The sequence below is a fragment of the uncultured Acetobacterium sp. genome (assembly GCF_927416815.1).
Taxonomy (GTDB): domain Bacteria; phylum Bacillota; class Clostridia; order Eubacteriales; family Eubacteriaceae; genus Acetobacterium.
In genome coordinates this window covers 1-20505 of the sequence record NZ_CAKMJU010000119.1, presented here as the reverse complement: position 1 = coordinate 20505, position 20505 = coordinate 1, and the positions used below count along the sequence as shown (strand labels likewise).

The 20505-nt window shown below is 47.1% G+C and carries 17 protein-coding genes and 1 pseudogene; 10 read left to right on the top strand and 8 right to left on the bottom strand.

The annotated features are described in order from the left end of the window. The 4 genes and pseudogenes from QZ998_RS14845 to hcp all read right to left on the bottom strand — a co-directional run. Positions 1-174 (bottom strand): annotated as a pseudogene (locus tag QZ998_RS14845) (sulfite reductase subunit C); the annotation flags it as partial. A 10-nt stretch (positions 175-184) separates the two neighbouring features. Continuing rightward, a complete protein-coding gene (gene asrB, locus QZ998_RS14840) occupies positions 185-1006 on the bottom strand; it encodes an anaerobic sulfite reductase subunit AsrB (RefSeq protein WP_296561620.1) in 822 nt (273 codons plus the stop codon). After that, positions 1007-2023 carry an anaerobic sulfite reductase subunit AsrA gene (gene asrA, locus QZ998_RS14835; protein WP_296561619.1) on the bottom strand — a complete coding sequence of 339 codons (1017 nt, stop codon included), beginning with the start codon at positions 2021-2023 and terminating at the stop codon, positions 1007-1009. A 174-nt stretch (positions 2024-2197) separates the two neighbouring features. After that, on the bottom strand, positions 2198-3754 hold the full coding sequence (gene hcp / locus QZ998_RS14830) for a hydroxylamine reductase (RefSeq protein ID WP_296561618.1): 1557 nt from the start codon (positions 3752-3754) through the stop codon (positions 2198-2200). 389 nt (positions 3755-4143) lie between these two features. Between hcp and QZ998_RS14825 the strand changes: the two genes are divergently transcribed. From QZ998_RS14825 to QZ998_RS14780, 10 genes are all read left to right on the top strand, one after another. Next, on the top strand, positions 4144-6156 hold the full coding sequence (locus QZ998_RS14825) for a GAF domain-containing protein (RefSeq protein ID WP_296561617.1): 2013 nt from the start codon (positions 4144-4146) through the stop codon (positions 6154-6156). Then, positions 6153-6626, top strand: coding sequence for an ATPase P (locus QZ998_RS14820; protein WP_296561616.1), 474 nt, complete (start codon positions 6153-6155; stop codon positions 6624-6626). Before QZ998_RS14825 ends, QZ998_RS14820 begins: the two co-directional genes overlap by 4 nt. Positions 6627-6970: 344 nt before the next feature. Further along, positions 6971-8482, top strand: a complete 1512-nt coding sequence (locus QZ998_RS14815; RefSeq protein WP_296561615.1) for an Ig-like domain-containing protein — start codon at positions 6971-6973, stop codon at positions 8480-8482. Between the two features lie 205 nt (positions 8483-8687). Next, on the top strand, positions 8688-9254 hold the full coding sequence (locus QZ998_RS14810; RefSeq protein WP_296561614.1) for a glycerol-3-phosphate responsive antiterminator: 567 nt from the start codon (positions 8688-8690) through the stop codon (positions 9252-9254). 250 nt (positions 9255-9504) lie between these two features. Next, positions 9505-11004, top strand: coding sequence for an FGGY-family carbohydrate kinase (locus tag QZ998_RS14805; protein ID WP_296561613.1), 1500 nt, complete (start codon positions 9505-9507; stop codon positions 11002-11004). 183 nt (positions 11005-11187) lie between these two features. Continuing rightward, a complete protein-coding gene (locus QZ998_RS14800) occupies positions 11188-11946 on the top strand; it encodes an SDR family NAD(P)-dependent oxidoreductase (protein ID WP_296561612.1) in 759 nt (252 codons plus the stop codon). Positions 11947-12187: 241 nt separating this feature from the next. Further along, on the top strand, positions 12188-13645 hold the full coding sequence (locus QZ998_RS14795) for an NAD(P)/FAD-dependent oxidoreductase (RefSeq protein WP_296561611.1): 1458 nt from the start codon (positions 12188-12190) through the stop codon (positions 13643-13645). After that, positions 13642-14958, top strand: a complete 1317-nt coding sequence (locus tag QZ998_RS14790) for an NAD(P)/FAD-dependent oxidoreductase (RefSeq protein WP_296561610.1) — start codon at positions 13642-13644, stop codon at positions 14956-14958. The genes QZ998_RS14795 and QZ998_RS14790 overlap by 4 nt, the downstream gene beginning before the upstream one ends. Beyond that, on the top strand, positions 14955-15383 hold the full coding sequence (locus QZ998_RS14785; protein WP_296561609.1) for a DUF1667 domain-containing protein: 429 nt from the start codon (positions 14955-14957) through the stop codon (positions 15381-15383). The genes QZ998_RS14790 and QZ998_RS14785 overlap by 4 nt, the downstream gene beginning before the upstream one ends. Then, the gene (locus QZ998_RS14780) at positions 15373-16233 is read left to right on the top strand and encodes a class II fructose-bisphosphate aldolase (protein WP_296561608.1); all 861 of its coding nucleotides are present in this window, start codon (positions 15373-15375) and stop codon (positions 16231-16233) included. The genes QZ998_RS14785 and QZ998_RS14780 overlap by 11 nt, the downstream gene beginning before the upstream one ends. A 318-nt stretch (positions 16234-16551) precedes the next feature. Here QZ998_RS14780 and QZ998_RS14775 read toward each other — a convergent pair whose 3' ends face one another. The 4 genes from QZ998_RS14775 to QZ998_RS14760 form a co-directional block, all read right to left on the bottom strand. Next, positions 16552-16980, bottom strand: a complete 429-nt coding sequence (locus tag QZ998_RS14775; protein WP_296561607.1) for a hypothetical protein — start codon at positions 16978-16980, stop codon at positions 16552-16554. Between the two features lie 291 nt (positions 16981-17271). Beyond that, positions 17272-17502, bottom strand: a complete 231-nt coding sequence (locus QZ998_RS14770; protein ID WP_296561606.1) for a diguanylate cyclase — start codon at positions 17500-17502, stop codon at positions 17272-17274. 5 nt (positions 17503-17507) lie between these two features. Then, on the bottom strand, positions 17508-19304 hold the full coding sequence (locus QZ998_RS14765; protein ID WP_296561605.1) for a diguanylate cyclase: 1797 nt from the start codon (positions 19302-19304) through the stop codon (positions 17508-17510). Positions 19305-19590: 286 nt separating this feature from the next. Continuing rightward, entirely contained in the window at positions 19591-20310 is a 720-nt protein-coding gene (locus tag QZ998_RS14760; protein WP_296561604.1) for a 3'-5' exonuclease, read from the bottom strand. Between the last annotated feature and the right edge of the window lie 195 nt (positions 20311-20505).

Genomic DNA, 20505 nt, shown 5'->3' with positions numbered 1-20505 from the left:
GGTGGTTAAATGGATCCGGCCATTGCCATAGCTTTCGGCAATGTTTTGAATCAGCGGCAGCAGGTCTGCCGTTAATAAGCCCCCGGGAACCCGGACTCGTGAGGCGGTTTCCCCACGGACCTTGGTGATGCGATAGGCATTCTTCTTTATCTTTTTGGTATTTAGATCTAACATGGCACTCCTCCTAATCCTTTAAAAATTTTCCCTTGGTGTAGTTAAAAACCGGGCCGTCCAGACAAATATAGGTATCATCGATTTTGCAATGTCCGCATTTACCGATCCCGCAGCACATTTTTCGCTCCTGGGAGATCCAGATGTTTGCTTCCTTGAATCCGACATTAAAAAGTTCGGTGATCGTGCATTTCATCATCATTGGCGGGCCGACGACAATCCCGACCGCTTGGTCCGAATTTTTGATCGGAATGTCGGGAATGTACTGGGTAACCAGTCCGCATTTGCCGCAATAGCCGTCGACCGGGGTATCCACGGTCATAATGACATTGAGGTTTTTTTCCCATTCTTCAAAGTCTTTTTTAAAGAGGACATCATTGGGGGATTTAAAGCCGACTAACAGGGTAAAACTTTTGCAGTCATCGGGATGAGCCGAAAAATAATCGACGATTCCTTTGACTGGTGAAAGACCAGTGCCGCCGGCCACCAGAATAATTTCTTTGCCCTTGTAGTTGGCGATATCAAAACCGTTGCCATAGGGTCCCCGAAGGAACAGGGTGTCACCGATATAATTTTCAAAGATCTCATCAGTAACCTTGCCGACCTTACGAATGGTCAGATCGACCGTGCCGTCGCCGATGCCGCTGACCGAAATCGGGGCTTCGCCAAACTTAGGCAGCGATACCTCGAAAAATTGCCCCGGTTTGACCGCACCGCTGTAGGTCATTCGGAAAGTATACTCGATTTCGGTATGTTTGATCACATCGATGATTTCCGAAAGGAAAGGAAGATAGGGATTATCTGAATTATTTGTATTAAGCGCAGTCGTTGTCATTTAGTTTTCCTCCTTCTTTACGGTGTCATTTACCAAATCATTCAGTTTATTAATGCAATTGGCAAAAGAAATATATTCTGGACAGACATCGTCACAGCGGCCGCAACCGATACACATGTGGCTACCGAAGCGCCGTTTATAATCGTTGACCTTGTGCATCACCTTAAAGCGCATCCGCTGACCCTTATCATTTCGAAAAGCGTGTCCGCCAGCCATATCGGTATAGCCGTCAACATGACAAGAAGCCCAAACCCGCCGCCGTTCGCCGGCCTTACCATTATCGGTGTAGAAAATATCCTGCATGGTGAAACAGGTACAGGTAGGACAGACAAAGTTGCAACGTCCACAGGCGATACAGCGGTTGCCGTAATCTTCCCAAAAGGGAGCGTCAAACAGGGTCTGGGGAACCGTTTCGGGAATCGTCACGACGGTGTCATTGGCGGTGACCGAATCGGGAGTCACCGGAGCCGGGGCTTCCCCAGCCAGAGCGGTATCCAGGACATCCCAGTGGCTGTCGACCAAGACCGTTTGACCATCAACCTTTATGTAAGCGTCATAGTCCTCGCTTTTTTGGGTGCCCATCGAAACGCAGAAACAGTTGTCAAATGAATTTTCACAGCCGATTAAAATAAATTTGGTCTGATCCCGCAGTCGTTTGTAATAGTTGTCGACAGCACCATTCTCCAGGTAAATCGTGTCCATCCGTTTCAGACCGTGCAGATCACAGCTGCGCAAGAACACAATCGCGCCTTTTTTTGGTGGGTCCGCTTCTTTCATTTCATTTTCAGTAAAATAAAACAGCGTTTCAGAGATCGGCAGTAAGACCTCTTTAAAGGAATAGTCCGATTTTTCGGCAAATTCAATTTCAGCTAGATCGGTAATTTCACCATAACGAATGGTGTCGATGTCAGTAAAGGTGCCATCGCCGACAAACCGTTTGGGGGCATAAATAAGATAGTCTTTTGATAAGTCAGAAAAAATAGCATTCATTTTCTCTGGGGTAGTGTGGTAACCCATAAACAAGTCCTCCTTCAAGTTTCGTGATAGTTTTTGCTAGTAAAGAGTGAAGTCTGCCAAAGACCCCAGTTTGGGTAGCTTTGACAGACTTTTAATTTATCCTGATGATGTTAAAATTGGTCGGTACGATAGCCTCCGAAAAACCCGATGGTACCGTATAATAAGAAGTCGGTATTATCCCAGTAATTTTGCCATGTCAGCTTCTGGAGTGGTGATTGGTCCGATGTTGTAGTTTTCAACCAGGACGTTTAAGACGTTTGGTGAAATAAAGGCAGGTAGTGATGGTCCCAATAAGATGTTTTTGATGCCTAAAGATAATAATGTCAGTAAGATACAAACCGCTTTTTGTTCGTACCAGGACAAGACCATGCTAAGAGGTAATGCGTTAACATCGCAGTCAAAGGCGCCAGCTAGAGCGACAGCAACCTGAATGGCCGAGTAAGCATCATTACATTGACCCATATCCATCAGTCGTGGTAAGCCGCCGATGGTACCCAGATCAAGATCGTTGAAGCGGTATTTACCACAGGCCAGGGTTAAGACAACCGTGTCAGCCGGTGTTTTTTCAACAAACTCGGTGTAGTAATTACGTCCGGTTTTAGCGCCGTCACATCCGCCAACCAGGAAGAAGTGCTTGATATCGCCAGCTTTAACCGCTGCGATGACCTTGTCAGCAACCCCTAAAACAGTGCCATGACCAAATCCGGTTAAGAGTGTTTTGCCACCATTGATGCCGGTCATTTCCTTGGCTTCCGGGTAACCGCCCAGTTCTAACGCTTTGGCAATGACTGGGGCAAAATCTTTTTCTTTGCCAACATGGATCATGCCGGGGTATTGCACCATATCGGTGGTGAAGATACGGTCAGAATAGGATTCTTTAACAGGCATAATACAGTTGGTGGTGAACAGCACTGGAGCCGGTACATCGGCAAATTCTTTTTGTTGATTCTGCCATGCTGTTCCAAAGTTTCCTTTTAAATGGGCATGTTTTTTCAGTTCTGGATAAGCGTGGCAGGGTAGCATTTCACCATGGGTGTAAATATTAACGCCTTTGCCTTCGGTTTGTTCCAGCAATAATTTTAAGTCATGTAAATCATGACCGGTGATGATAATAAAGGGGCCTTTTTCTATTGTTAATGGCACTTCTGTTGGTACCGGGGTGCCGTAAGTTTCGGTGTTGGCTTTGTCCAGTAAGGCCATGCATTTTAAATTGATTTCGCCGGTTTTTAGGACTAGTGGTAGTAAGGTGTCCATACCCAGATCAGAGCCGACCGCGTCTAATGCTTCATAGAAGAAGGCATCGACTTCAGGATCGTTATAGCCCAGAATTGCGGCATGGTGGGCGTAGGCCGCTACCCCTTTGATACCTAAAAGGATCAAGGTTTTCAGAGAACGAATATCTTCATTATCGTCCCAGAGTTTAGCCATGTCGTAATCGACGGCGGTAGGATCGAGATCAGCTTTCATCTTGTCAACACAGTCGACCATGATTTTTAAACTCTCATCGTCAAAACTGACGTTGGTAACCGTCGTGAACAAAGCTTTTTTGATACAGGCATTGGTGGCTTCAGTAGCCGCTGTTTTTTTAACGGCCTTTGACAGTCCAATACAGGCGCCGACTAATTTATCCTGGAGACCGGCAACGGGTGCTGTTTTACCACAAACGCCCTTGACCTCACATCCGGTTCCTTTGGCCGTTTGTTCACATTGAAAACAAAACATATCTTTCATTTTTTTACCTCTCTCGTAACTATATTTGTTAACCCGTATTAACGGGGAATAACCTGGTATTAAAGTGCAACTATTTATTGACTACCCTAGAGCAATGCTGATTAACCATTTAATTTTAAAATTTTATTTTTTCTTCATAATGCGCGGACGTTTTAATCGTATTCATTGAGATGTAATATCAATGGGCTAATTAATATTTCGGGATGTGCTATCTTTCTTAACTGAAGATGAGTTAATGATACTACAGCTTATGGGCTTTGGCAGTTGCAAATGCAACGTAGATTAAAAAAATTATTAATACGATCAGGAATTCCTATCTTTTATTCTGAAGCCGATTGTGATAAGATTTGCTATATGCCTAAGTGTAGTCTACAGAAAAGAGGAACACCATGAGTCTCAAAATGAGCAACCTGCTGGATGTCGAAAAATACCTGTTGCTGGAGCTGGTTTATTTTCATTTGCCGACACCCTACAAAAATCAGATTAGCCGGGAAACACCGATGAAACTGGACGAATACATTGACCTGGTCGAGCGCTGTGGCTATTCGATTTACCCCGGTTTTATCAGTCGATCAGCCCATGGCTACCTCTACAAAAAACGGCGCCAGGCTCATTTTAAGCGGATTTATGCGGCTAGCGACAATCTCGCAGATGTGCTTATTACCGGCTATATTAATGACAATTATGGTCCCTACGGCAACACTGGCAACAAAAATAAAACCAGCCTAGTCAGTCTTGCCCTGGAGGATCTTGACAATAATGGGGCAGTCGTTTTTAGCGGTTGTGAACAAATGGATCCGACCAGTACGGTGCTGGATTGGGGTGACTGTTTACTGGCGTCATTAGGCGTGGTAACCAGCCACCATCACAAGGCGATGGCTTTTTATGACCACTACATGGCTGGGATTCGGGGTGAGCGTAATATTCTCGGACACTCCAAAGGCGGCAATCTGGCCACCTACGTTTATATCAACCGCTTGGAGCAAAACACCCATGCCTATTGTGTCAACGCCCAGCCCTATTGCTGGTATACCATGACGGACACGCAGAAGGAAGCCCTAAAGACAGATCGGTTTGAATATATTGTCCATGCCAATGACCCCACCCGCAAGGCCAGTTATGTCTCTTACATCAGCCGTACCGCCCCGCTTAATCGCTACGCGGCCCGCCGTTTTATTGATATTCACGGTTTTGCCGAGGTGAACTTTGACGCCTTTGGCAACCTCGAAGGCACCCGGATCATCCGGGAAACCGTTAGCCAACTGAAATCCCGGTTTTTCAATGACTATGCCACCGAAAGGCGGCTGACCCATGAAGAGTGTATCGCCGGTTTTGTCGAAAAGCTCAATCAAATCACCTCGCTACCGCGGCTGTTCAGTACCACCCTGGATGAAATCCTGCTGGTAACAGAGGCAGGCGGGGCGATCATCTGGCTCCGCGAAGCAGACGACCGCGGTGCCTATATTTATCCGCTGATGATTAAGAGTCCCGGGGCGGAAGATCTTTATCAGCTAAAGTTGCGGCCGGGTCAGGGCATTCCAGCGCGTTGTGTCTTTGAAGGGCTACCCCTCTATATCAAGGATTCCCGGCAATACCGGTTGCCAGTTGAAAGCCGCAACCAGAACCTCGGACTGACGATCACCTCAGAAATAGCGGTGCCCCTGGGAATTGACGAAGCCGATGTTTTTGGCGCCCTGGAACTGGTTAATAAACGCGAGGGAATCTTTTCACTGGAAGATTTTGCCCTGGTCAATGAGATGACCCTATTGATGCTGGATACCTTTAAAAAATCCGGTCAGTCGCTCGACAATTACCGCGATTTTTCGCTGCTGCAGATTCGTAAGGGCGGGAAGCCAACCTTTGCAGTGGAAAAGAACGGATATCAGGAAGAAAGCTTTGTATCGCAAACTGAAAAGAAAGCTTTTCTTAAAAAAATATTGGGGCAGTCATTGGAGCCGAATGAACGCCTAATTTTTAACCGAATTACCTTTACCCGCGACAAGCAGGAGCAGCTTAAGCGCCTGCGCAAACAAGAGTATGCGATTATCTTTGAGAATCCGCACTTGCGCTATGCCAAAATTCGGGTCAATACGGTGCTAATCGGGCTACTGCTGCAGCTTCGCGAAAACCGGATAAATCTCGATCGGGTAGCTAAAATGATCGGTCTTGATGATAAACTCAAAAGCCCGATCAAAGATCTCAGCGATGCCGAATACATCCGCTTGGAATATGGTATGGCGCGGATCCGACGTCCCAAACTGATCATCGTCAACACCCCACCCCGGGGACTCCGCCCTGCCCTTTATAGGGTTTTGTGTGACCGACTCAAAAAAGACAGCCAAAAGAAAGCCGCTACGGTGGTTGTATTAAGAAACAATAATGAAGAAAGAGGTAAGCAATGATTAATCTAGAAATCCCCGGTCACGAACCGATCGTCGTGGAGCATGTGACCTTTGATTACAACGGCACCCTGGCGGTTGATGGCTATTTGGTAGACGGCCTCAAAGAAAGATTGGTGGCGCTTGCGGACCAGGGCGTCGACGTCTATATCCTCACCGCCGATACCTTTGGTCTGGTACGAAAGCAATGTGGTCATCTGCCGGTGACGATTGAGATTTTTTCAAAGGATAATATTTCAAAAAAGAAGCAGGCCGTTGTTGAAGCGCTCGGTGGCGCGACGAATGTTGCCATCGGCAATGGCAATAATGACCGCGAAATGTTTTTAGAAAGCCGGCTTTCGATTGTCGTGATGGGGAAAGAGGGGTGCTGCGTGCAGTCATTGCTGGCGGCGGATATTGTCGTAAACAGCCCACTGGATGCGCTGGATTTACTACTGAATCCAGAGCGGCTTGTTGCGACGCTAAGGACCTGATAAGCAAGGGGATCTTGGTGAGAAAATCGTTTATATGTAGCATAAAGGGGTAAAACACAAGTTGAGACGCAACAACTGCAAAGTTCGCGGTACTTTCGCGACGATTAATCACTTGGATAAATCGGGGACATCAATAACCGATGTTGCGATATCGGGCGAGATATCATAAAAGTACAGTCCTAAATGGCAAGGAAGTGAGGTGAAAAAGAAAAAAAGACTGGTTTGTACCACGTATCGGACAGCCAGTTGCCGCACAATGTTTGGATGATTTTTGCAACCAAAAGGACAAGCCATTTTCTGAATGTGTCTAGGTGAAACCAAAAATTCGTGATAGGAGAAATGAAATGAAAATTTCAAAAAAAAGCCAAGTCGTATGTTTAGTATTCGTGTTGATGGCAATAAGTTCTTTCTTTGTAACAGCTGCCTTCGCGGAGGAGCTCGTTGATACTGCTGGGACAACGCCACCTTTAGTAACCTTCATCGCTGATGATGGTAATGTAGCAGATTTTACACTGTTAAAGCCACTAAGTGACCAATATAAGATTCCATTTACTTCTGCTCTTCTTACGAGTACAATTAATGAACCCAATTCCATGACAATCGAGCAACTCAATGTTTTATATGCTACAGGTCGATGGGAATTTGTATCGCATACTGTCAACCATCCCTTTTTGACAGAAGTATCAGACACACAATTAAACGATGAATTAAGTCAAAGTCAGCAGTGGTTAATGTCAAAAAATCTAGGAAATGGATATCAGTATTTAGTATATCCATACGGAAGACATGACAGCAGAGTCATGGATGCTGCTATGAAATATTACAAAGCAGCTTTTAACACCGTTCCAAAATTAAATTCTGCACAGGTCAACCCTGCAAGCATCAATCGGATACCTTTGGGGGCATGGACTTCCCCAGGCGAAGATACTGTAGCTTATTATAAAAGTAAAGTTGATGAGGCAATCGCAAATGGACAATGGCTGGTATTTATGTTGCATCCAGGAGCGGTCAGTTACGGCCATAATAATGCTGATTTAGAAACAGTCATTCAATATATACAATCTAAAAATGTTCCAATCGTTACCATTAACGAAGCAATGCAATATTACACCCCAGTTCCCGTTAATGTCACGGAGGTTACCGTAAGCGAAGCAAACAAAACCGTGATCGCTGGTACTGCGTTTAACCTGACAGCCACGGTGTTACCCGAGAATGCGACCAATAAAGCGGTCACCTGGAGCAGTGATCAAACTGACATTGCCACCGTTGATGCTTCCGGGAAAGTAACAACCCACAAAACAGGAACCGCCACCGTCACTGTCACTACCGCCGACGGCAGCAAAAGTGCCACTTGTCTTGTAAACGTTCAGGCGCCAGTAGATAGCATTAAAGCAAGCTACCAAACCCATGTCCAAAATGTTGGCTGGCAGGGTTGGAAAGCTGATGGCCAAGTGAGCGGAACATCTGGTCAATCGTTGCGCCTTGAAGGGATTGAAATCAACGTTGATAAGCAAGGCTATGATATCGGCATTGCCTATCAAACCCATATTCAGAACATTGGCTGGGAAGCCGATACTGACAGAGGCTGGAAAAGCAATGGTGCAATGAGTGGTACATCGGGTCAGTCGCTGCGCTTGGAAGCCATTCAAATCAAACTTAGCGGTGCCGATGCCGATAAATGTGATGTCTATTACCAGGTTCATGCCCAAAATTATGGTTGGCTGGGTTGGGCGAAGAACGGAGATAGTGCTGGAACAGAAGGCTTTGGATATCGGTTGGAAGGCATTAAGATTGTTATGGTACCAAAAGGTTCAGCAGCACCAGGTTCAACAGAACAGCCATTTGTTATAAAATAGCGATGTCAAATTAGATCGCTAGTAGGCGCGCAATATTTTTTGTAATGATGTCGTAAATAAAAAGTTAAAAAGTCATTGAGAGCAAGCGGGACTTGCAGGATTCAATAGCAAGCGCAATGGCTAATTTTAAAGCACCTTCTTTGCTTAAAAAAATGTTGACGGTTTCATTCCCCTTGTGCTATGATCAAGTCAATGAGGAGATAAAATGAGTTGGATTGATTTTTCAAAATTTCAGGTTATTCCTTCGATTCGTCGGTTGGGTGATCTGGAAATTGCCCTAAATAGTGAGGCTCAGGTGATTTTGCTCACCGAAGCCCATATTGCTAATCTGCAGGAGCTGGTCAAACTGGTTCATGCAAAAGATAAAAAGGCGCTGATCAACCTGGAGTTGCTGGGTGGTTTTGGAAAAGATCACGTGGGAATGAAACTATTAAAAAACTATTACCATGTCGATGGGGTCATGTCAACCGACAGCGGTAAGCTGGGGATGGCAAAACAATGTGGTCTCGTCACTTTTCAGCGATTTTTTCTTCATGATTCACGATCTTTTGAGACCGCACTTAAAATTATTGAGTGTTCCCGGGTTGACGGAGCCGAGCTGCTACCGGCGATCATGGCTCTGGATTGTTATCAAACATTGATGGCAGTGGCAAAGATTCCCTTATTAGCGGGCGGATTTATCCGCGACCGGGAAGTAATGGAAAAAATCAAGGCATGTGGTTTTAAGGGCTTGACGGTCAGCGACAAGTCGCTATGGTCGTGTGATTTTTGAGATAGAGAATTATGTTTTTGATTTATAACAAAACAAAATAGAATGTGCCGGATGGTAATTGTGTGAGTCCTGCTTAATAAATGTGATGATTGTATCGCATTTATTAAGCAGGACTTTTTTTAGTGAGAAAAGGGGGTATTGAGGAAGGAAACAAAATGTAATGCTTCATACTGTTGAGGTCAATAGCAGTTGCCCGCAAAGGTTAACAATCAAATCGTTCTAAAATCAAAATAAAATTGGAGGTTTCAAAATGGGAAAATATTTACTGGGTCTTGACAATGGCGGCACCATGATTAAAGCGGCGCTTTATGATTTAAAAGGAAATGAGGTGGCAATTTCTAGCTCCAAGACAGCCATGTACCAGCCGGAACCGGGCTTCACCGAACGTGACGTCGAAGAAATGTGGCAGGCCAATGTTAAAGCGATTAAAGGGGTAATCGCCAAAGCCGGCATCGATGGCAGTGAGATCATCGGCCTCGCCGCCACTGGTCATGGTAACGGTCTCTATCTGGTTCGGGCTGATGGTAGCCAGACCACCAACGGGATGATCTCCACCGATGTCCGGGGCCGCGAATATGTTATTAAATGGCAGAAAGACGGCACCCATGACAAGATCTTGCCAAAAACCATGCAGAGTGTTTTTGCCGGACAGCCCACTACCCTGCTGCGCTGGTTTATGGATCATAAACCCGAGGTACTGGAAGAAACCGATTGGATCTTCATGTGTAAGGACTACATCCGTTTCCGCTTAACCGGCGAAGCTTATGGGGAAATTGCCGATATGTCCGGCTCCAGCTTAATGAATGTCCGAGACGTAAAATACGATCAGGAGCTGCTCAAAGACATGGGGCTGGAAAGCATCTATGATAAGCTGCCGCCGCTGCGTTATTCAGGGGAAGTCTGCGGCACCATCACCAAGGAAGTGGCCCAACTGACCGGCCTGGCCGAAGGAACCCCAGTGGCCAGGGGCTGCATGGATATTCACGCCTCAGCCATGGCAGTCGGGATCACAGACGAAGACAAGATGTGCGTCGTGGCCGGTACCTGGAGCATCAACGAATATATCAGCAAGAAACCAGTGGTCGACAAGGACTTGTTTATGACCTCCATTTATCCGATTCCTGGCTATTGGATGATTTTGGAGGGCAGCCCGACCTCGGCCAGTAATCTGGAATGGTTTTTAACCGAAATCCTCCGGGACATTGACCTCAAAGAGCAGGACGTCTATGAATATTCTAACAATTGTGTCAACTGTGTGGCTGATGAAGATTGCGGTGTGGTATTTTTACCATTTTTATACGCCAGCAATGTTAATATCAATGCCAAGGCCTGTTTTGTCGGACTGTCCAGTTATCACAACCGCGATAATATGCTAAGAGCTGTTTACGAAGGCATTGTCTTTAGTCATAAGTATCATATTGAAAAGTTGCTTAAATATCGTAGCGCACCAAAGAGTATCCGCATAGCCGGTGGGGTGGCTAAATCCCGGGTTTGGGTGCAGATGTTTGCAGATATTCTTGAGTTACCCATTGAAGTCACTGAATGTACCGAACTGGGTGCACTAGGAGCAGCGATCTGTGCCGGGGTCGCCACTGGCGCCTATGAAAGCTTCAAGGCGGCTTCGGATGTGATGGTGGAAATCGCCTTTACCGCGGTTCCCAACCCAGATAAGCAGGCCATGTATGAAAAGAAATACAACCGCTATCTGAAGGTCATCAATGCCTTGGATGGGATCTGGGACGCGTATTAAAGAAGGCAATTCAGCAATTACCAAGGAACGTTATGCATCGCTTGGTAGGGGTGAGGGTCTGACCCCTAGGTCATTATCAATCGCCGGAAACGTTGATCTCAAGATAAATGCTTGCAGGCGGGTACTACCCGCCCCCACGAACCGATAATGGACAAATATGTAAAAAAACAGGAGACTAAGAAAATGGATTTAAAACTTAATGGAAAAAACGCCATCATTACCGGGGGTTCCCGGGGAGTGGGGCGGGCGATTGCCCTGGGGCTTGCGGCAGAAGGGGTTAATGTGGTGGTCACAGCCAGAAAATTATCAAAAGAACTATTGGAAGTGGTAGAAGAAGCTAAATCTATCGGGGTAAAAGCCTATCCATTGGGGGTAAGCATGAATAATCCCGATGATGTGGGGAAAATGATGAAGGAAGCTGAAGCACTGTTGGGAGATCTGGATATACTGATCAATAACGCTGGGATCTGGTTAACCGGGTGGATTCAGGATATCCCCTTGTCTGACTGGGAAGAGACCATCGATGTGAATCTGACGGCACCTTTTCTCACTTCCCAGTATTTTGCTAAAATCAATCTAAAAAAGAAGCGACCCGGGAGGATTATTAATATCAATTCCCAGGCGGCTTTTAACGGTTCCACCACTGGCCATGCCCACTACGCTGCCAGCAAGGCGGGGATGGTGGCACTGACCATTTCGATGGCGCGGGAGTTGTCGTCCAAAGGGATTACGGTTAACGGCATTGCCCTGGGGGTGGTTGACACCGATATGATTCGGGACAACTTAGAAGCCAACCCTGGTTATTACGAAAGCCGGATACCCATCGGTCGGGTGGCTCAGCCTGAAGATGTGGCCAATATCGTTGTCTTCATGGCCTCAGAACCAGCCTCCTATCTGACCGGTACCACCATTGATGCCACCGGCGGGATGCTGATGCGGTAACTGTTGTCAGCGAACATAAACAGAGTTTGCAACTACAAGCCGAAATGAACTTCTTTACATAATTTAAAGTGACGATTCTAGATTGCTTTGATGCTGGTTTTTGCAAGCAATATCGTAACGTGTAAGCGAACAATACAAGAAATTGTCGTACGCCCTAGGGGAGAAATTGTTTCTCGTAAACCAGTAGCGAAGTTCACGGCACTTTACTACTCCATTCACACCATTTACGAAAGGAAATCTCATGAATCATTATGATATCATCATCATTGGGGGCGGTATTACCGGTACGGCCATTGCCCATGAATGTTCAAAATATAAACTGACGGCCGCCCTGTTGGAGCGGGGCACCGATATCGGTATTGGTGCTACCAAAGGAAATGGCGGCGTCGTTCACCCCGGTTATGATCCCACTCCGGGCAGCCTGAAAGCGAAGATCAATGTCCGGGGTGCCAATCTTTATCCCAAACTGGCCAGGGATCTAAACTTTGGCATGATCAATCCGGGAATCTTTGTGATCGGTTTTACCGATGCCGATGAAGTGGCGTTAAAACATAAACTGGAGTTTGGCATCAAAAACGGGGTGCGGGATCTGGCCATTATCAATGCCGACCAAATGCGCAACCGTGAGCCCCATCTGGCTGCCAATGCCAAACATGCGCTGTATGCCCCCACAGCCACCGTGGTTGACCCCTTTGAGGTGGCCATCGCTTTTGCTGAAAATGCTAAAGCCAACGGCGTGGCGATTCTGACGAGTCAGCCGGTAACCGCGATACAAAAAAGAAGGGACGGCAGTTTTTTGATTAATACTCCCGATCGGCAATTGTCCTGCTCCTATATCGTCAACGCAGCTGGCAACCATGCTGATGATGTGGCCAGCCTGGCGGGGATTTCCGAATACCAGATGAAACCGCGCCACGGTGATCTGCTGGTGCTAGATAAGGACATGGCCAACAAACCCCAAACGGTGATCTTTCCCTGTCCTAGACTGGATACCAAGGGGATCGCCTGTATTCCCACAGTTCATGGCAATACCATTGTCGGTTCTACCGCGACCATGATGGATGACAAGGAGGCCGTCAACAATTATGCCCCGGGGATTCAGACCTTGATTGATGGGGTACATAAGATTTTACCGGAACTCGACGCTAGTAAAATCATCCGTACCTTTGCCGGGTTACGGCCAGTGGTGCTGGACAACAATAATGATTTTTTCATTGCCGAGTCCCAATCAGTAAGCGGTTTTATCCATGCCGCTGGGATTCAGTCCCCAGGGGTTGCCGCGGCTCCAGCCATTGCCGAACAGGTTCGCGATCTGCTGGATAATGCCGGACTGAAAATGATCCCTAAATTGGACTATCATCCTTACCGGGAAAAAAGGATCGTTTTTGCTGATCTTTCGATTGATCAACAGGATGCCCTGATTCATCAGAACCCGGCCTACGGACGGATTGTCTGCCGCTGCGAAACGGTCACCGAGGCTGAAATCATCGATGCCATCCACGGGGCGATTCCGGCTCAGACCCTAGATGCAGTAAAGCGTCGAACTCGAGCCGGGATGGGGAGATGCCAAAGCGGCTTCTGTCAATATAAGGTCATCGCCATTTTGAGCCGGGAGCTGGGGCTGCCGGCTACTGACATCTGTCTGGAAGATCGGGGCTCGCAACAGCTCTGCGGACCGGTTAAGGGGGGTGTGAAATGAAACAGTTACACTATGACGTGGTTGTTATCGGTGGCGGTCCGGCTGGCATGGCGGCAGCCCTGAAGGCCAAAGAAAAGGGTGCCACCGTTGCCATTATCGAACGCAACGAGGAACTGGGGGGGATTCTTAACCAGTGTATTCACAGTGGTTTTGGGCTCAGTTATTTTAAGCAGGAGCTGACCGGCCCGGAATACGCTGAGCTGTTTATTAATCAGGTGATAGCTGCTGGTATTGATGTCTATTTAGAAACCATGGTGATCGATTTGTCCCGGGATCGTCAGGTTAAAGCGATGAATCAAGCGGGCATGCTGCTGCTTTGTGCCGGCGCGATTGTGCTGGCCATGGGCTGTCGGGAACGGACCCGCGGTGCTATTAAAATTCCCGGTTCCAGACCGGCTGGTGTACTCACCGCCGGACTGGCGCAGCGGTATGTAAATATCGAAAACCGTAAACCGGGGGAACGCATTGTCATTTTGGGTTCCGGTGATATCGGTCTGATCATGGCGAGACGGCTGACCCTAGAAGGGATGGAGGTGCTGGGGGTCTATGAATTGATGCCTTATGCCAATGGATTATACCGAAACATTAAAAATTGTCTGGACGATTTTGATATCCCCCTGCATTTGTCAACCACGGTAACTAATATTATTGGCCATCCCCACCTGCAAGCCATCGAAGTGGCTAAGGTTGATGAGAACTTCAAGGTGCTTGAAGATAGCCGCGAAGTAATCGCCTGTGACACCCTACTGTTATCGATTGGTCTGATTCCCGAAAATGAGCTATCCCAAAAATCCGGAGTTAGTCTGAATCCCCGAACTAACGGCCCGCTGGTTAATGAAGCGCTGGAAACCGACCAGCCAGGAATCTTTGCCTGCGGAAATGTCCTCCACGTTCACGATCTGGTGGACAATGTCACCCTGGAAGCCGAAGCGGCCGGAGCCGCTGCTGCTACCTATGCTCTGCAGCAAAAGGCTGAGGCAGTGGTCGGTGAAAAGAGACTGGCCGAAAATAAGTATAGCATCCCGTTGGTTGCCGGCGAGAATGTCGGCTACACCGTGCCGGCTAAACTGACCAGCCCGACACAAAAAGCTGGCCGGATATTATTCCGGGTACGAAAACCGCTAGAAAATGCCGCAGTCATCATCCAATCCGGCGAGAAAATCCTTTTTCAGGGTAAACCTAGAGCCTTTAAGCCTAGTGTGATGGAAGCGGTGCAGCTAAGCCCAGACCAAATAAATGAACTAACGGCTATGTGTGACCAAAATAGTGGAGGGCAACCGATCATCGTAGCGGTACAGGAGGTGAATCAATGAGTCTGAAGCATAAAGCAATAGAAATAGCAGACGATTTAAAAAGGGAAGATGAAATAAAAGTTTGCTGCACCACCTGTCCCCAGGAATGCGTCATTACGGTTCAGCTAAAAAAAGGGATTATCGATAGCGTGGCGGGAGAAGGCTGTAAGCGGGGTAAAAAGTTTGCCCAAAAGGAGATGACCACACCAGAAAGAACATTAACCAGTACAGTTATGGTGACATGTGGCGGTAAGGCGGCTCTCTTGCCAGTAAAAACGGCTGCCCCGATCCCCAAAAAAGCCATGACCCTAGCCATGGACGTGATCCGTAAAACAAAGCTTATCGGGCCGTGTCAGATGGGGGATGTAGTGATTGCCAATATCTGCGGCACCGGGGTAGATGTGGTGGCTTGTCGAAGTATTAAGGAGGAAAATCATGCGTGTTAATCTCAGTCAAATTTTAGCCGATGCTAATCACAAAGGATGGGCTATCGGGGCCTTTAATACCCCCAATCTGGAAAGCGTCCAGGCGGTGATCGCTGCAGCAGAGGCCCTAAACCAGCCGGTAATCATCATGCATGCCCAGATTCATGAAAGCCTTGTTCCCCTGGAAGTGATCGGTCCGGTAATGGTTCGGCTGGCCGACCAGGCTCGGGTAAATGTCTGCGTTCACCTGGATCATGGCGAAGATCTGGGTTACCTGCTTCACGCCATGAAAATGGGTTTTACTGCAGTGATGTATGATGGCTCCAGGCTGCCCTATGAGGAAAATCTGGCCAACACCCGGGAAATTGTCCGGGTGGCCCATTACCTGGGGGTATCGGTAGAGGCTGAGCTGGGCCGGGTGCTGCGACCAGAAGGTGGGGGAGCGCCAGACCTCGAAGAAGAAGCCTTAAGCCCGGAAGCATGCTACACCGATCCAGCGCTGGCCAGTGCTTTTGTGGCAGCTACCGGGGTGGATGCGCTGGCGATTGCCTTTGGCACTGCCCACGGCCTTTACGAGGCTCAACCCTGTCTTGATTTTGAGCGGATCGCAGCGATTCACCAACGGGTGGAGGTGCCATTGGTGATGCATGGCGGATCGGGTGTTTGTGCCGCCGACTTCCAGAAAGCCATCGCTTGCGGGATCTCAAAAATTAATTATTTTACCTATATGTCGCTGGCTGGTGGTCAGGCGGTCAAAGTTTGTTTTGATCAAAACCCCGGTCGCGACCTGCGCTTTGATCAAATTGCCGAGATTGGTCGAGTTGCCATGCAGGCCGATGTGGAACTGGCAATGAAAATATTCCGGGGCTAAGCGGCGGCACATTTTACTAGCACAGGCTTATTGGGGAAATAATTAAGTCAAGACTCAATTTAAGACGCAATTCAAGACATTGAGCATACACGATTGATGAAATCTGCTCATTCAACATATAGGATAAAAAGTCGGTCAAAATTACTTTTGATGCCAACCAATTAATCTAATCAATTAATAGCAGCAAAAAAATCCATTTGATATGATGATCACCGTTGTAAAAACGATGGTCTCATATCAAATGGATCGATGGTCGCGGTTAACGTCTTCTTGATTTTGCATCGACACGGGATGATTAGCAACATAAAAAGTCAGGCGTTATTTTTTACCATCTGAATCGGCCATAAAATTATGCATATCGGCAGTATTGTTTCTGGCCAGTTCTTCGGCTTCGCTATAAATGCCATCTTCGTTTTCTTCAAACACTTTTTCTATTTCCGCTAATTCACCCGCTTGGGTATAAACACCTTCGGTTTGATCGGGTGTTACTGTGGTGTGTCTGATTTGCGTGTTTGCTTTTGGGTTACGACCGTCTGGATCGGGTGTTACTGGGGTGTGTCTGGCGTGTGGGTTAACCTTTGGGTTGCGACCGTCTGGATCAGCCATGAATGTGCGAACATCTTCGCGATTCGCGTTAGCTGCGCCTTCAGCTTCGCCATAAATAGGATTTTCACCACTGCCAAGATCTCTCTCTCTTTTTCCAAGTTCATCAGCATTGCCATAAATGCCTTTTTTTTCATTTTCCATGTTTCTACCTCCTGTAAATTTTATTTTGATTAAAACGGATGATGACCGTGTTTTAATCGGTTTGATAAATGAACAGGATCAGTTTTATTTGGGAAGTTAATTCAGGTTGTTTTTTTAAAGCCGATCATATCCTACTATTTTAATACCCCCCTAAAAAGCTCTCAAACATGGCTTAAGGGTATCTAAGAAATTTTAAGGCGGGGTTGTTCAGCTTACACAAGAATGATAAGCCTGTTGATAAACGGCTAGTGACTGCCGAGGCTTTTCTTGAGTTGTTCTTTCTTAGCGCGGTTACAAAATCTTAGGATGGTCGCGTAGAATGGTGTTACGGCCGGATTTTTTAGCCTGGTAGAGCAGCTGGTCGGCGGTTTGAATCAATTCACTGATGCTGCTGTAGTGCCATTGGGCAATCCCGCCACTAATGGTCAGATCGATGCGATTATGATAAAAGCGGTGATCTTTGATTTTGATGCGAATCCGTTCGGCAATCTGGAAGCCCTCATCGAGGGTGGTGTCTGGCATCACAATTAAGAATTCTTCGCCGCCGTAGCGCCCCAGAAAATCGCTCTTGGGAGGTTATCGAGGATGATCTGGACGGTTTCAACCAGCACCTCATCGCCAGCCTGGTGGCCGAAGCGGTCATTGATCGACTTGAAATGATCCAGATCGATCATAGTGACGGTGAAGGTGTGATAAATGAGGGGTGTGTTGGCATGGATGTCTTCCAAAATGCTAAAGATACAGCCGCGGTTGCAGGCGCCGGTGAGGGCATCCGTATTGGATTGTTCGAGCAGGATCGACTCCTGCTTTTTAAGAATCAGATTGGATTCTTCCAGTTTTTTTAGGATCATTTTGGTTTTGCTAATATCTTTGGCGTTTAAGATATAGCCGATGATGGCTTCATCCTCGCCCCGAAAAGGCGAGATCGAGGCGAGTACAGCGTTGTTCTGGCCGTCGGCCCTGATCACCACGCCTTCAAGGTTTTCCAGATGGGTGGTTTCAGCCAGCTTTTCACTGATCTCTGATAAGGAAAACCGACAGTCGAAAAAGTCTGTGACTGGTTGGCCGATGACCGCCTCGCAGCCTATCCCCAGAAAAATCCGCGTATATTGGTTGATCCGGCGGATGCTTAAATCCTGATCCATAATGATCAGAATATCGCCGACTGAATCGATCACGTTTTCAAGATATTTTTTACTGACCAGCGTGGATTTTAGCATCAGTGACAGGTCATTAAAGGATTGTGCCAGCTGCCCCATCTCATTGGAGCCAGTGACGGGTATCTCAAAATCGAGCTTGTCTCCGGTGACGGCTTTAATGCTTTTAGTCAGGCGGATCAGCGGTTCGGTGAGGGTGCGCGTCACCAGAAAATAAATCACCACCATGCTGACCACGGTGTAAGCCAGAAAGATCAGCATCGCCGCGATCCGGGAACCGTTAATCTGACGGATGATGGCGTCATAATTATAGGTGATCGCAATGACCTTCTGGGAGTCGTTCATGCCCCCGGCAAAGGTGTTTAAGTAAATGAATTCCTGATTGAGGAGGCCGGAATCGCCAAAGCTCTGATAGTCGACGCCGCTGCTAATGACCGTGTCGATGATGGCGACTCGGGCGGGGTCGGTTTCTGTTTGACCACTGCCGAGAATGATGCGGTTTTTGTCATATACCCTTAGATCGGCGATAAAGGGATTGTTTTCACGAACCGTTTTTTCCATCTCGCGGTAGTTAAGCTGGGTCACGTATTGAGAAAGGGCTCCTGGCGAGATCCCCACTTCCAGCACATAGCGATGGTCGGCCGTGGGGATATAGCCCCACTTCCTTAGTTCGCCGGTTTTTAAGTCGGTGGTAACATGGGAGATTTCCGGGTCTCGGCCTAAGCGCAGCGCGGTGAGGGTCTGGTAAAAATCAGGCACCGTTTTAAAATCAAGACCCAGGGCAGTGGGGAAGGTGGTGCGGATGATCACCCCGTTGGCATCGATGATATAAAGATCCAGATTATCATTAAAGGCCGCCTTGATGGTATCCAGATCGATGGCGAAGACATCACCGCCGTGGGCTTCATAGGCGCTCAGAAACAGCTGCAGGCTTTCGGCCATCATCCCGTCGTAATAGGTGGACACCAGCTCATAGCTTTTTTCGGTGCTGACGATGGTATCAACGATATTGATCCGGGACTGGTTGACGGCCAGCTGGCTATTGTCTAAGATGCCATTGCGCATACTGTTATAATTAATTACCGTAAAAAGAAAATAAATGGGGGTGACGATGCCGACAAGCAAAAGCATCACCGTATATTTGATTGAAAGATTGCGCAGTTTCATGGTTACCTTCCTTTTCGGATACGGGTATATTTTTAAGAAAGCTGTCGTATCGAGATACCGGCAGCAGGTCTATTAATGGATAAAATGAGGACATCATATTATACCATAAATACCTGTTGTATGAGCGTGTATAAAAAAAGAAGCCTTTAATTAAAAGTTGCCACATAAATGGAAGAACAATGAGTTTTAAACCGAGCAACTAAGCGTTAATCATAAAAAAGCCGGCGGCACCCAAGCGGCTGCCGGCTTTATCAATGAAAAAATGACGGATAAAGGGCGCTGCCAATTATCCCGAAATCTGGCAGTAGGGATCAAAGCAGGCCGACAAATTCTGACATTTCTTTTTATAGGGGGAATGGGCGTGATTAAATTCTGAGGCCAGTAGCAAGGTATCCATTTCCTCGACGCAGGAGATCGCGCCGTTATGAAACTTTAATGACTGGTAAAGATTATTGGCGACCAGACAATCAGACAGGGCGCGGTGGGCATTGGTGTTCTGAATGGCGCATTTTTCACACAGGGCGGTCAGCTGATGATTGAGCACCGAACGCTGCCGGTCTCGAAACAGCTCGCGGATATCGATATAATCATTACTGAAATCATGATCGATATGGATTTTACAGTGATCATACAAGAAATTAACATCCGCATTGACCTTATGGCCAATTAAAATATTGCCACCAACAAAGGACACAAAAGCCTCTAAAACGTCAGCTATGGGACTGGCATCGGCGAGCATGTTATTGGTGATGCCTGTTAGCTTGGTAATATAGGAGCTAACCGGGTTTATCGGTTTGACCAGCATTTGGAAGACTGAGGTGATTTTATTGCCGCGTACCTTGACCGCTCCGATCTCAATGATTTCACAGTTCTTGGGGCTAAAGCCGGTGGTTTCGATATCAATGATCACGTAATCATTAGGAAATGCAACCAGGTTGTTGCCTTTTTTCTCACGAAGTGTTCCATAGGTATTCATTTTTATAACCATTCCTTTCGCTTCGCTCAAGGCACAAAACGTCGTGAAACATCTTGCCTTTAAGCATCATTCTAATTATTCTATAGCCATAGGAAAAACCCCTTTCATTGATTTAAAGGGATAGACAGCGTTGACTGATTGCCCAGCTATAAAACGAGTAATGTTTATACAAAGATAAGTCTACGTGCTCGATGTCACACTTATTTGTGCTTGGAAAGGCAATCC